This is a genomic window from Halorubrum gandharaense (assembly GCF_054654575.1).
The window spans coordinates 1,631,510-1,644,087 of record NZ_BAAIET010000001.1; the positions used below are offsets into that span (position 1 = coordinate 1,631,510).

Sequence of the window (12,578 nt, forward strand, 5' to 3'; positions counted from 1 at the left end):
CGCACAACAGGTATATAACTGTATCCCCGGCGATTCGGCGAGAAACCGCAGGCGGGCGGAGGCATCCGTCCGCACCCCGCCGGCACAACGTATATATGCGGCGAACGGCTTATTATTCGGTATGTCCCGGACTGCGCTGATCGAGAACGTCACCGCGATGCTGGAGGACGCGGGGTTCCTCGTCAGCGACCGGTGTGCGGTCCGGCCCAAGAGCTTCGACGTGGCGGCACGGCGAGGCGAGGACCTGGTGCTGTTGAAGATCCTCGGTAACGTCGACGCGCTCGACGCCGAGACGGGTGCCGAGATGCGCCGGCTCGGCGAGTATCTCGACGCCACGCCGATGGTCGTCGGCCTCCGCACGCGCGACGAGGACCTGAAGCCCAACGTCACCTACTTCAGACACGGCGTCCCCGTCATCAACCCCGACACCGCGATGGACCTGTTCGTCGAGGGGATGCCCCCGCTGATCTACGCGGCGCCCGGCGGACTGTACGTCAGCCTCGACGGCGACCTGCTGGCCGACGAGCGCGAGGAGCGCGGCTGGTCGCTCGGCCGACTCGCCACCGAGCTCGGCGTCTCGCGACGCACCGTCTCGAAGTACGAGGACGGGATGAACGCCTCCATCGAGGTCGCCATCCAGCTTGAGGAGCTGTTCGACCAGCCGTTCTCCAGCCCGGTGAACGTGATGGGCGGCGCCGAGGGGGTGCGCGACGCCGAGCCCACCCCGGATGCGCCCGACGCCGACCCCGACGACGAGCACGTGCTCCACGTGCTCACCAACGCCGGCTTCACCGTCCACCCGACGGCGCGCGCCCCGTTTAAGGCCGTCTCGGAGGACGACGACGGTCCCGATATGCGCGTGCTCACCGGCCACTCCGCGTTCACCCGCGCCGCCGAGAAACGCGCGCGGATCATGTCGTCGATCGGCGAGGTCGCGCACACCCGGTCGGTGTACTTCACGAAGGAGACGGAGAAACGGGAATCCGTCGACGGCACCGCGCTCGTTTCCTGTGAGGAGCTGGCCGACATCACGGACCCGGACACGATCCGGGACCTGATCCGCGACCGCGCCGAGGAGCCGAGCGAGGCGTAGCGCCGTCGCTTCGGAGACGATCGACGGAAAAACGAGGCCCCCCGCGAGCGCGGCGAACCCACCGCCGCCACTGCGAACACCGTCCAAAGTGGTCCCGTCACGAGGGACCACGATCGATGATCGATGTTCGTCCGCAGCCAATGCACACGGCGCAGACCGGAGGGTCGGCGCCGTAGGCGGCGAATGTTTCTAGTGGTATTTAATTTCACACGATCCGGAACGGACGGGGAGATCGTGGTCGGCGAGATGACCCGCACCGACGGCAGCCGGGCGCTTAGGCGTCGCCGTACGTCTCTTCGAGGTACGCGACGATGTCGTCGCTCTCGGACATCCCCTCGACGCCGTGCTCCTCGTCGACGAGGACGGGAACGCCGGTCTGTCCGGAGACCTCCTCGACCTCGGTGCGCTCGGCGTGCGAGCGGGGGACCATGATCGACTCGTACTCCAGCCCGAGCTCGGCGAGCGTGTCGGTGACCTTCGCACAGTACGGGCAGCCCTCCAGTTCGTAGAGCGTCAGGTTCGTCATCGCCAGCACATAGGCCCTCGTTCCATAAAGAAGCCGCCGGTCGATGCACGCCGCGCGCACGGCCGTGGATGCGGTCGCCGGGCGCGAGACCCGCCACAGGAGCGCCCTACCGGTTCGTCGTGCCGACCCGCGCGTCGCCGCCGTCGGGACGGGTGCCGAGCGGCGGCCGGGTGTGGTCGCGGGGGATCCGGTCCGCCCGATAGTCGTGGACGTCCTCGTGACAGTCCGAACACAGCGTGAGCAGGTTCGAGAGGTCGTTAGTGCCGCCGTTCGAGCGCGGCACGACGTGATGGACCTCCAGCGTGCGCGCGGCGGTTCCCTGCACGGACTTACCGGGCGGCCGCCGGCGGGTTCGGCCGTCGCGCGCCCGCCACACGGTCGCGCCGTCCGGGCGGGAGACGAGCCCGGCGGAACACAGCGCACAGCGGAACTTGTCGCGGAGGCGCACCCGGGCGCGTACCTCCCAGTCGGGCTGGCGGGTGCGGTGGCGGTTCGGGCCGGACGCGGAGAGCTTCGAAAACAGCTCGGAGACGGTCAACTGTGGGGGATCCGGAAGCTCCCGGCACTTCCAGGCGCGCACCGACTCCCACCGTTCCATGCGTGGACGTGGCGACGGAGAAGGAAAAGCGGCGTGTCGTGGGTGGCGTCCGCGGCGGCGTCCGGGGCGCCATCCGCGATGGGGGCGTTACAGCACGAAGCCGCCGGTCTGCAGCACGTAGTAGGCGACGAGCAGGACCGCGAGCACCCACTGGCCGGGGTGCACGTCGTCGTTCTCGCCCATCGCAGCCTTGATGATCGGGAACGCGACGATGCCGGCCGCGAGTCCGTCGGCGATGGAGTAGGCCAGCGGCATCACCAGAATGGTGAGCGCGGCCGAAATCGTCCACGCCGGATGGCTCCAGTCGATGTCCGAGACGCCCTGGAACATCATCACGCCGACGACGACGAGCGCGAGGAAGGAGGCGTAGTCGGGGAGGAGCGGGACGAGCGCGACGAACGGGATCGCGAGGAGGAAACAGCCGGCGACGACCAGCGCCGTCAGCCCGGTGCGACCGCCCTCCTCGATGCCGGTCGACGACTCGATGTACGTCGTCACCGTCGAGGTGCCGACCATCGCGCCGAAGGTGGTGCCGACCGCGTCGGCCATCAGCGGCTTGTCCATCTCGGGGAGTTCCCCCTCCTCGTCAAGGAAGTCGCCGAACTGGGAGACGCCGATGAGCGTCCCGGCGGTGTCGAAGAAGTCGACGAAGAAGAACGTGAACACGACGAACGTGAACGTGAGCGGGTCGATGTCCGAGAGGCCGCCGATGAACGCTCCCGCAAGCGGCGTGAAGTCGAACTGAACGGTGGTGACGAGCGTCATCAGCCCGCCGACGAGACCCTGCTCGGCGAACGTCGAGTAGAGTCCCTCGTCGACGACGTTTCCGGGGGCGGTGAGGCCGGCGACCGCGGCCAGCCAGCCGGCGGTCGCCGTCGTGAGGATGCCGATGACGATCGAGCCGGTGACGCCGCGCGCCCAGAGGATCAGCGTGAACAGCACGCCGAGCACGCCCAGCAGGGCGCCCGGCGTCGCGGCCACGTCACCAAGCTCGACGAGGGTTCCCTCGTAGGCGACGATCACCTGCATCTCCTGGAGACCGATGAACAGCAGGAACGCGCCGATACCCGCGCCGACCGCGTACTTCACCGGCTTCGGGAACAGGTTGATGATGTACTCACGAGCGCCGACCGCGGTGAGGAGCATAAAGAGGACCCCCTCCACGAAGACGGCCGCGAGCGCCGTCTGCCACGGGATGCCAAGCGCGATCACGACGGTGAACGCGAAGAAGGCGTTGAGCCCCATCCCGGGCGCCAACCCGAACGGTCGGTTGGCGTACAGCGCCATCACCACCGTCGCAACCGCCGACGCGAGGATCGTCGCGATCGCGATCATCTGGAACACCTGCGTCTGGCTGTAGTCCTCGAGGACGATCGCTTCCGACAGGATCGCCGGGTTCACCACGATGATGTACGCCATCGCGAGGAACGTCGTTACGCCGGCGATCGCTTCCGTCCGCAGGTCGGAGCCGTGCTCGTCGAGGCGGAACCGGTCTGTGAATCCCATTGAACGAGTGTGCATACTTCCGGATCAGATTATAAATGTTGCTGTCCGGAACTAGCAGATACACACAAATGTGAGTATTCACACCGGTCGAAACTCCTTGTCTCCCGCAAAAAGGGGCTCGAACGTGCGTATGTGCGCCGGGAACTACTCGAACGTCTCCAGCGCGCCGACGGGCGCGTCGGTGATCTCGCGGGCGCGGGCCATCCCCTCGTCGCCGACGGCGATCAGCGTGAACACGCCGGTGATGTCCGCGTCGGCCTGCAGGGCGATGTCGAGCAGCAACTCCTGAGTCTCGCCCGATCGGATGAGGTCGTCGACGACGAGCACGGTGTCGCCCTCGTCGATGGCGCGGGCGGGGAGGTAGTAGGTGAGCTCGATGCCGGAGGCGAGCCGCTGGCGGGACTCGATGAACTCCTCGACGGCGGTCTCCTTGGACTTCTTGGCGTACGCGAGCCGGGCGTCGAAGAACGAGGCCATCGCCGCGCCCAGGGTGATGCCGTCGGTCGCCGCCGTCAACACCACGTCCGGCGACTCGAAGTCGAACGTCTCGGCCGCGACGGGGGCGACGAGGTCGAGGAACGACTGGTCGAAGACGACGCCGGAGTTGTCGACGTACCCCTCGTCGTCGAACTCCACGCGAGCGACGAGCTCGTCGGCGAGCGCGTCGCGACCGACGCCCTCGACGACCTCGCTGGCGCGCTCGGTCCCGGGCAGCACGTGGCCGTTGACGTAGCGGTTGAGGTCGCCGGCGGGAAGCCCGGTCACCTCCGAGAGCTCGTCGTACGTTCGGGTCTCCTTCAACATTCGCAGGACGGCGACCGCCTGTAGCTGGAGGGCGGCCTTCTCGGCTCGGTTCATACCGATGTTCGCCCTTACACAACTATGAATACATCGAAACCGGACGTGGCGAGTGGTACGCACGACCATGGTTCGCCACGCGTCCCTCACGGAGGGCCGGCCGAGCGCCGGGCGTCGGGCGCCGGCTACTCGGCGGGCACCGGCTCGAAGAACGGGCCGAGGTCGGTGAGCGTGAGCTCGACGACATCCCGGTCATCGAGCGGGCGGAGGCGGATGGTGAGCCCGCCGGCCTCGACGGCGGCCTCGCGGAGCCCCTCGGCCTCGCCGGTGACGAGGAACGTGGGCACACACACCGCGAACTCCCGGTCGGAGTCCTCGGCGACGACGAGCCGGAAGTCCACGCCACCCTCGCCGGCGGCGTACACGCGGAACGTGTCGATCTCGACCGCGTCCATCCGCTCGCGGAGCTCGTCGAACTCCGACCCCGGGAGCAACACGCCGATCCGGGCGGCGTCCGACACGGGATTCACGTTGCCGGGATGGAGCGCCAGCGCGTCCCAGCCCCGATCGCGGTACTCCTCGACCGTCGCGTCCGTGTCCGACAGGACGTCTTGCCAGCGCTCGTCCAGCGTGTGGTCGCTCATACACCCACTCGGGCGTCCCCGCCTTGTTAAACGTTCGCTCGCGGTTTTGCGGCATTCGCGGCGCTCGCGACCGACGGCTGAGAGACCGGGGCGGTCGACCGCGACCGGCCCTGAAACGGCACCGCGTTTCCGTTCACCGCTCGCGCACGACGACGAACTCCGCGAGGTCCCGGAGGTAGTCGACGGCCGCCTCGCCGGAGGGTTCCGCCTCCTCCAGCGCGGCGAGTGCGAGCTCCGACTGCTCGCGTGCGCGCGCGTCGACTTCTTCCGGCGACAGCGACGTCACCTGTACGACGGAGGGGCGGTCCATCTCGGCGTCCTGGCCGGTGGGCTTGCCGAGGTCGTCGGCGTCGGCCGTGGCGTCCAACACGTCGTCGCGCATCTGGAAGGCGACGCCGACGCGCTCGGCGTACTCGCCGAACAGCTCGACCGCCTCCGGCTCCGCGCCGCCCGCGACCGCGCCGAGCTCGGCGGCCGCCCGGAACAGCGCGCCCGTCTTGCGGCGGGCCAGCTCCATGTACTCCGCCTCGGTGGTCGGGCGCGCGGCGAGCTCCGTCGCCTCGCCCTCGCCGAGTTCGACCATCGCCTCGGCGACGATGCGCATGGCGCGCTCGTCCGAGGAGAACAGCGCGAACGCCTCGCCGAGCAGCCCGTCGCTGGTGATCAGCGCGGGGCCGTAGCCGAATTCCGCCCACGCGGAGGGCGTTCCCCGGCGCACGTCCGACCGGTCGATGATGTCGTCGACGACGAGCGAGGCGTTGTGGACGAACTCGATGCCCGCCCCGAAGTCGACGGCGTCCTCGGGGTCGCCGCCGAACGCCTCACACGCCAGCAGCGTCACGGCGGGCCGCACGCGCTTGCCGCCCGCGAGCACGACGTGTTCCAGCTCCGCGGACAGCTCGTCGGGCTCCACGTCGTCGATGACCGTCTCAAGCCGGTCGTCGACGAGCGCGACCCGGCGCTCCAGATACTCCATTAGCTTATAAAACGGGCCGGTGGCGCAAAGGCCTGACGGAATGAGCGAGACCGAACGAAGTGAGGTCTCGATGAGCGAGCGGCGCAGCCGCGAGCAGCGAGGGCGACCGGAGAGAGACCCCGGATAGCCGAGCGGTGGAACCGCGAGGCTGCGGGGGCGGGGCTGACCGTAGCGAGGGCGACCGAAGGGAGCCCTCGATGAGCGAACGGCGAAGCCGTGCAGGGAAGCCCCGGATTACGACCGGAGGGAGGCCCCGAGAAGCGAGCGGCGAAGCCGCGAGCACCCTTATAAGCGCGCCGCCGAGCGAGCCACCGTCCGTCGAGCCCGCCGGCGCGCACCCCGCGGAGACGCTGCTACTCGACGATCAGCCCGGAATCTCGGCGGGGGCTTATAAGCGGACGGCGCTCGCAGCGGGGCGTTTCCGCTTATAAGCGACCGCGAGAGATCTCACCCGGACGGCAACAAGACCCTTTATCCCTCGCGTTGAACAGCCGATAATGCGCCCGCGGATCGTCTACGACGACGAGTGTGGCTTCTGTATGTGGTTCGTCTCGCTGGCGACGCGACTCGGCGAGTTCGACACCGTCGGCTTCTCCGAGCTCTCGGAGTACCAGAAAGCCCGATTGCCGGACGACTACGAGCGCTCGATGCACCTGCTGACGGATACCGCCGAGTACAGCGGCGGCGCCGCCGCCGAGCAGGTGATCGCTCGGCTCTCGACGCCGACGTGGTGGCTGTTCGCCGCGCTCCGGGAGGTTCCGGGGTACGCCCGGTTCCGCGACTGGCTCTACCGGTTCATCGCGAATCGGCGGCCGATCTGGGGACAGTACGCTTCGCGGGAGTCGGTGGAGTAGTTCAACAGGGCCTGCAACCGCGCTACCCGGCTCACGCCGTCGGGGGCTCGTCGAGCGCTGCCGACGCGTCCCGGAGCGCGGAGCGCGCCGGCGCGCGGTCGCGAACGGGGGCCTCGCCGAGATAGTCGACCAGCGCGTCGTGGACCATCGCGAGCTCCTCGCGGTCGAGGTCGGCGTCGCTCTCGATGGCGCGTACCGCCCGGAGCTGCGGGGGCGTCTCGTCGCCGTCGTCGACCGCCGCCTCGCCGGCGGCCAACAGGGCGACGTGGGCGACCCACGCCTCCTCGCGCGTGGGGTCGAACGTCGGCCGGTCCTCGGATGGAGGGGTCATCGGTCGTTCGTACGCAGGCAGGCTCTTAAAGGTGTGTGTTGGTGTGACACACCCCCGGTATCGACAGTCGTGGAAGATTCCGGCGGGGACGCCGGCGAGCGCGGGGGCGGGGGTCGACCGACGCTGCCCTACTCGAACGCGGCGATGCCGGTGAGGTCCTGGCCCAGAATCAGCGTGTGGATGTCGTGAGTGCCCTCGTAGGTGTACACCGTCTCCATGTTCGCCATGTGGCGCATCGGCGAGTAGTCCGTGGTGATCCCGTTACCGCCGAGGATCTCGCGGGCGACCCGGCTCTGGTCGCGGGCCATCCGCACGTTGTTGCGCTTCCCCATCGAGATGTGCCCGGGCGTGAGGTCGCCGCGCTCCTTCAGCTCGGCCATCCGGTAGGCGAGCAGCTGGCTCGTCGTGATCTGCGTCGCCATCTCCGCGAGCTTCTGCTGTTGGAGCTGGAACCGGGCGATCGGCCCGCCGAACTGGTCGCGGTCGAGCGCGTACTGCCGGGCCTGCTCGAAGGCGTCGCGCGCGGCGCCGACCGCGCCCCAGGCGATGCCGTAGCGCGCCTGCGAGAGACACGACAGCGGCCCCTTCATGCCGCGGACGCCGGGGAGGACGTTCTCCTCGGGAATACGGACGTTCTGGAGGCCGATCTCGCCGGTGATCGACGCGCGCAGCGAGATCTTGTCGTCGATCTTGTTCGTCGTCACGCCGTCGCGGTCGGTCTCCACGAGGAACCCGCGGACGGTGTCGTCGTCCGAACGGTCCTTCGCCCAGACGACGGCCACGTCAGCGATGGGGGAGTTGGTGATCCACGTCTTCGAGCCGTTGAGGACGTACTCGTCGCCCTCCCTCTCGGCGTGGGTCTCCATCGCGGAGGGGTTCGAGCCGTGTTCGGGCTCCGTCAGGCCGAAACAGCCGACGGCCTCACCCATTCCGAGGTCGGGCAGCCACTTCTCCTTCTGTTCGTCGCTGCCGAACGCGTGGATCGGGTACATCACGAGCGCGCCCTGCACGCTCGCCATCGAGCGGAGTCCGGAGTCGCCGGCCTCCAACTCCTGCATCAGAATGCCGTAGGCCGTCTCGGAGACGCCCGGGAGGCCGTAGCCTTCGAGGTTGGGCGCGTAGAAGCCGAGCTCGCCCATCTCGGGGATCAGCTCCGTCGGGAACGTCCCGTTCTCGAAGTGCTCCGCGATGTCCGGCCGGAACTGCTCGTCGACGAACCGCCGGGCGGTGTCGCGGATCAGCGTCTCCTCCTCGGTGAGGTCCCCTTCGAGACCCACGTAGTCGAGCATACCCGAGCGTGGGGGGCGTTCTCGCAAAAGGGGTTCGGGTCAGTCGCCGGCGCCGGGTGAGTCGTCCCCAGCCTCGCTGGACTCCGTGGCGTCGCCGACGCCCGCATCCTCCCCGAACCGCGCGTCGTAGACCGCCCGGGCTTTCGGCACGATCCCTTGGCGGAACGAGAGGAACAGCACGACGAGGAGCGCGCCGAGCGCGGCAGTTCGCCACTGGCCCACCTCGCCGAGCAGCTCGTCGATGAAGACGACGGCGCCGGCGCCAACGACCGGGCCGAGCAGCGTCCGCGACCCGCCCAACACCAACATGACGAGCACGAGCACGTCGACCGCCTGGAAGGCGAACGTCGAGGGGAGCACGTACCCCTCCGCCTGCGCGTACAGCGGCCCGACCGTCCCGACCAGCGCGGCCGCGAGGAATCCGGCGAGCACCTTGGTGCGGACCGCGTCGATGCCGGCGGCCTCCGCGGCGACCGGGTCCTGTCGCACTGCCTCGAACGCGGCTCCCCACCGGGAGGCACGGAGCCAGCTGTATCCCACGAGCGCGGCGAGTAGCACGCCGACGAGCACGTACGCAAACGCCACCCGCTCGCCGAGACCGACCATCTCGGCGACCGGCGCCACCGAGAGCCCGTCGAACGGGAAGCCGGTGGAGCCACCGGTGATCTCACGGGCGCCGACGAAGAACTCCATCGCCGCCAGCTGGAGCGACAGCGTGAGGATCGCCAGGACGATGACGGTCATCCCCCGGCGCGCCGCGACGTAGCTGACGATGGCGCCGATCGTGCCGGCGACGAGCGCGCCGACGGGAAGCGTGGCCCACGCGGAGATCCCGACCGACTGGGCGAGCAGCGCGGTCGTGTACGTCCCCACGCCCGCGAGCGCGCCGAGGAACAGGAATAGCTGGTCGGTGTGGGCGAACGCCACGTTGAGCGCGACGGTGAACGCTGCGAACACCACGAACAGGGTGAAGATCCGGAGCTGGTAGGTGGCGCCGCCGGCGGTCACGAGCAGGGGAAGCGGCAACAGCACTGCTGCCACGGCGGCGATCCGCTTGGCGTCGCTTGCGGGAATCATGAGATCTCCTCCGGTCGGAGAATCAGGACGGCGACGGCGACCCCGAACAGCAGGACGTTGGCGAGGTATGCGCCGACGACGTAGTTGGCGAACGTGATCACGATCCCGAGCCCGAGGCCGGCGAGGACGGTCCCTCGCAGGTCGCGCACGCCGCCGACGATGGCGACGATGATCGCGAAGACGGTGAGCTCGAAGCCGGCGTCGACGGTCACGTCGGAGCTGGCCGCCCGCAGGAGCCCCGCAACCCCCGCCAGCAGCACGCTCACCACGAAGACGAGCGTTCGGATGCGCCGGGGGTTGACCCCACATAACAGCGCCCCCGTCTCGTCGTGGACCACGGTCCGGGTGGCGGTGCCGAGCCGGGTTCGGTTGAGGAAGCCGAACAGCCCGGCGAGCAGCGGAACGGCGACGGCGAACGTCAGCAGCGTCGACCCGCGGATCCCGACGCCGGCGAGGCTCACACCGGGGACGCCGTGTGACAGCGAGTAGGTGAGCGGGGCGTAGATGTACAACACGCCGTCGACGGCGATGGCGAGCCCGAGCGTGACGAAGATGCCGAGCACGACCCGCTCTTCGCCCTCCGACCGGTAGACGCTGGAGAGGAGGGTCCGATCGACGACGAGCCCGAAGGCGACGGCGACGAGGAGGCCGGCGAGTGCGCCCACCGCAACGCTGCCCACGGCGCCCGCGACGCCGACCGCGACGACGACCGCGACGACCGCGAACGTGCCGAGCGCGAGGTTGAGCACGTTCCCGAGCCCGAACACGAGCGTGATGGCGGCGCCGAGCAGGGCGAACGAGAGGCCGCGGGCCACCCCGTCGATCGCGAGTTCGACGCCGGTTGTCGCCACCATCGGTTTGCAGTCGACTCTTTCCGCCGACGGATATGTCTCCTTCGGTACGCCACCATCAGTGCCCACGTTTGTACATCCATGTTCGGAGATGTGCTTCAACGAAAGGAATTTACTCACCGAGCGGGAACTGGGGGTATGCTCGAAGTCGACGGGATCACGCGAACGTACGGCGGCCTGACCGCCGTCGACGACGTCGGGTTCACCGTCGACGCCGGGGAGATCGTCGGCGTTATCGGTCCGAACGGCGCCGGCAAGACCACGCTGTTCGATGCGGTCACTGGCGTCGATACGCCCGACGAGGGGTCGGTCCGGCTCCGCGGCGAGGAGCTGGTCGGCGCCCGCCCTAGTGCGGCCTGCCGCGCCGGCGTCGCCCGAACGTTCCAGTCGGTGCGGACGTTCGACGAGTCGACCGTCCGCGAGAACGTCGTCGCCGGTGCGCTGTTCGGCGGCCAGCGCCGCGACCGCGCGGACGCCGAGGCCGCCGCCGCGGACGCGCTCGACCTCGTCGGACTCGGAGACGACGCCGACCGCCACGCCAGCGACCTCCCCATCGCCGCACGCAAGCGAGTTGAGCTGGCCCGCGCGCTCGCCACCGACCCGGAAGCCCTCCTGCTCGACGAGATCGGCAGCGGCCTCACCCCCGTCGAGATCGACGACCTCACCGACACGATCCGCCGGATCCGCGACGAGCGGGAGATCGCCGTCGTCTGGATCGAACACGTCACCGACGCGCTGTTCCGCGGCGCCGACCGCGTGCTCGTGTTGAACGACGGCGCGCTGATCGCCTCGGGAACGCCCGCGGAGATCCGCGAGAACGACCGTGTCGCCGAGGCGTACCTCGGGGGCGGGGCGGACGTGGAGACGGACTCCGACGCGGAGACGGACGGAGTCGGTGAAGTCGCCGACGGAACCCCGGATCCGGCCGCGACCGACGGCGGGACGGCGGCCTCGCCCACGCAAACGGAGGCGACGGAGCGGTGACGCAGGTCGCCGTCGAGGGCGTCGACGTCGCCTACGACGACCTGCAGGTGCTGTGGGACGTGTCGATGGAGGTCCGCGACGAGGACGACGTGGTCGCGCTGGTGGGGCCGAACGGCGCCGGCAAGTCGACGCTGCTCAAGGCGATCTCGGGGCTGGTGCCGGTTGCCGACGGTCGGATAGAGGTGCTCGGCGCCGACGTGGCGACGCTCACGCCGGACGAGGTGGTGAAACGCGGCTTCGTGCAGGTGCCCGAGGCTCGCCACCTGTTCGACGGCATGACCGTCCGCGAGAACCTGCGGATGGGCGCGTACACCCGAGATGACGACGCGCTCGACACGCTGGAGACGGTGTACGACCTCTTTCCGGTGCTCGCCGAGCGCGTCGACCAGGACGCCGGCACCCTGTCGGGCGGCGAACAGCAGATGCTCGCCATCGGACGGGCGCTGATGGCGGACCCCGAGGTGCTCGCGGTCGACGAGCTCTCCGTCGGGCTCGCGCCACAACTCGCCCGCCGCACCTTCGACGCGGTCGCGGACCTGAGCGACGAGATGACCGTCCTCCTCGTCGAACAGCACGTCGACGAGGCGCTCGCGCTCGCCGACCGCGGCTACGTGCTGGAGAACGGCCGGATCGCCGCCGAGGGCACCGGCGAGGAACTGCTCGCGAGCGACCGCGTGAAGCGCGCCTACCTCGGGTGAGGCGTTACGGGCCGGGTCAGAGACCGAGTCGTCGCCGCAGCTCCTCGAACAGGCCGGGGCCGTCGTCGCCGGGGTGCTCCTCGGGGTCGGGAACGACCCGGTCGTGCGGGTACACGCGGAGCCGCGAGGTACCATCACCGTTTTCGACCGTGATCAGCGAGTCCTCCTTTAAGTTGCCGAGCGCCGCCTCGACGGCGTCGATGTCGGCGTCGACGGCCGCCCGGAGCTCCAGCACCGTCATCCCCTCCTCGCCGCGGTCGACGAGCGCGTCGAGTAGTGCGACCTCCACGTCCGGGCGGTCGCGGAACTCGGGCTTCGCTGCCATGACCGGCACAACGCCCGGATGGGGTTTA

15 protein-coding genes are annotated in these 12,578 nt (G+C 69.4%); 4 read left to right on the forward strand and 11 right to left on the reverse strand.

The window, feature by feature from the left end:
• Positions 1-121 precede the first annotated feature (121 nt).
• Complete coding sequence (locus ACYQ07_RS07775) at positions 122-1,093, forward strand: transcriptional regulator (RefSeq protein WP_459879490.1); 972 nt, start codon at positions 122-124, stop codon at positions 1,091-1,093.
• A 274-nt stretch (positions 1,094-1,367) separates the two neighbouring features.
• Here the strand turns inward: ACYQ07_RS07775 and ACYQ07_RS07780 are convergent, their stop codons facing one another.
• From ACYQ07_RS07780 to ACYQ07_RS07805, 6 genes are all read right to left on the reverse strand, one after another.
• Positions 1,368-1,619 carry a glutathione S-transferase N-terminal domain-containing protein gene (locus ACYQ07_RS07780; protein WP_459879492.1) on the reverse strand — a complete coding sequence of 84 codons (252 nt, stop codon included), beginning with the start codon at positions 1,617-1,619 and terminating at the stop codon, positions 1,368-1,370.
• Positions 1,620-1,725: 106 nt separating this feature from the next.
• On the reverse strand, positions 1,726-2,217 hold the full coding sequence (locus ACYQ07_RS07785; protein ID WP_459879495.1) for an HNH endonuclease: 492 nt from the start codon (positions 2,215-2,217) through the stop codon (positions 1,726-1,728).
• 87 nt (positions 2,218-2,304) lie between these two features.
• Positions 2,305-3,723 carry an NCS2 family permease gene (locus ACYQ07_RS07790; RefSeq protein ID WP_459879498.1) on the reverse strand — a complete coding sequence of 473 codons (1,419 nt, stop codon included), beginning with the start codon at positions 3,721-3,723 and terminating at the stop codon, positions 2,305-2,307.
• 144 nt (positions 3,724-3,867) lie between these two features.
• Positions 3,868-4,581, reverse strand: a complete 714-nt coding sequence (locus tag ACYQ07_RS07795; protein WP_459879501.1) for a phosphoribosyltransferase family protein — start codon at positions 4,579-4,581, stop codon at positions 3,868-3,870.
• A 125-nt stretch (positions 4,582-4,706) separates the two neighbouring features.
• Positions 4,707-5,165: a DUF7529 family protein gene (locus ACYQ07_RS07800; RefSeq protein WP_459879504.1), complete on the reverse strand. Its 459-nt coding sequence runs from the start codon at positions 5,163-5,165 to the stop codon at positions 4,707-4,709.
• A 133-nt stretch (positions 5,166-5,298) separates the two neighbouring features.
• Positions 5,299-6,141, reverse strand: coding sequence for a polyprenyl synthetase family protein (locus tag ACYQ07_RS07805; RefSeq protein ID WP_459879506.1), 843 nt, complete (start codon positions 6,139-6,141; stop codon positions 5,299-5,301).
• 497 nt (positions 6,142-6,638) lie between these two features.
• Between ACYQ07_RS07805 and ACYQ07_RS07810 the strand changes: the two genes are divergently transcribed.
• A complete protein-coding gene (locus ACYQ07_RS07810; RefSeq protein ID WP_459879509.1) occupies positions 6,639-6,995 on the forward strand; it encodes a thiol-disulfide oxidoreductase DCC family protein in 357 nt (118 codons plus the stop codon).
• Positions 6,996-7,026: 31 nt separating this feature from the next.
• Here the strand turns inward: ACYQ07_RS07810 and ACYQ07_RS07815 are convergent, their stop codons facing one another.
• From ACYQ07_RS07815 to ACYQ07_RS07830, 4 genes are all read right to left on the reverse strand, one after another.
• A complete protein-coding gene (locus ACYQ07_RS07815; protein WP_459879511.1) occupies positions 7,027-7,326 on the reverse strand; it encodes a DUF7853 family protein in 300 nt (99 codons plus the stop codon).
• 128 nt (positions 7,327-7,454) lie between these two features.
• A complete protein-coding gene (locus ACYQ07_RS07820; RefSeq protein ID WP_459879514.1) occupies positions 7,455-8,615 on the reverse strand; it encodes an acyl-CoA dehydrogenase family protein in 1,161 nt (386 codons plus the stop codon).
• Between the two features lie 39 nt (positions 8,616-8,654).
• Positions 8,655-9,692, reverse strand: a complete 1,038-nt coding sequence (locus tag ACYQ07_RS07825) for a branched-chain amino acid ABC transporter permease (protein WP_459879517.1) — start codon at positions 9,690-9,692, stop codon at positions 8,655-8,657.
• The gene (locus ACYQ07_RS07830) at positions 9,689-10,546 is read right to left on the reverse strand and encodes a branched-chain amino acid ABC transporter permease (RefSeq protein ID WP_459879520.1); all 858 of its coding nucleotides are present in this window, start codon (positions 10,544-10,546) and stop codon (positions 9,689-9,691) included. The genes ACYQ07_RS07825 and ACYQ07_RS07830 overlap by 4 nt, the downstream gene beginning before the upstream one ends.
• Positions 10,547-10,681: 135 nt before the next feature.
• On the opposite strand from ACYQ07_RS07830, the gene ACYQ07_RS07835 reads away from it, so the two are divergent.
• Positions 10,682-11,527 carry an ABC transporter ATP-binding protein gene (locus ACYQ07_RS07835; protein WP_459879522.1) on the forward strand — a complete coding sequence of 282 codons (846 nt, stop codon included), beginning with the start codon at positions 10,682-10,684 and terminating at the stop codon, positions 11,525-11,527.
• Entirely contained in the window at positions 11,524-12,225 is a 702-nt protein-coding gene (locus ACYQ07_RS07840; RefSeq protein ID WP_459879524.1) for an ABC transporter ATP-binding protein, read from the forward strand. The genes ACYQ07_RS07835 and ACYQ07_RS07840 overlap by 4 nt, the downstream gene beginning before the upstream one ends.
• A gap of 16 nt (positions 12,226-12,241) precedes the next feature.
• Here ACYQ07_RS07840 and ACYQ07_RS07845 read toward each other — a convergent pair whose 3' ends face one another.
• Positions 12,242-12,550: a DUF6432 family protein gene (locus ACYQ07_RS07845; protein ID WP_459879526.1), complete on the reverse strand. Its 309-nt coding sequence runs from the start codon at positions 12,548-12,550 to the stop codon at positions 12,242-12,244.
• Between the last annotated feature and the right edge of the window lie 28 nt (positions 12,551-12,578).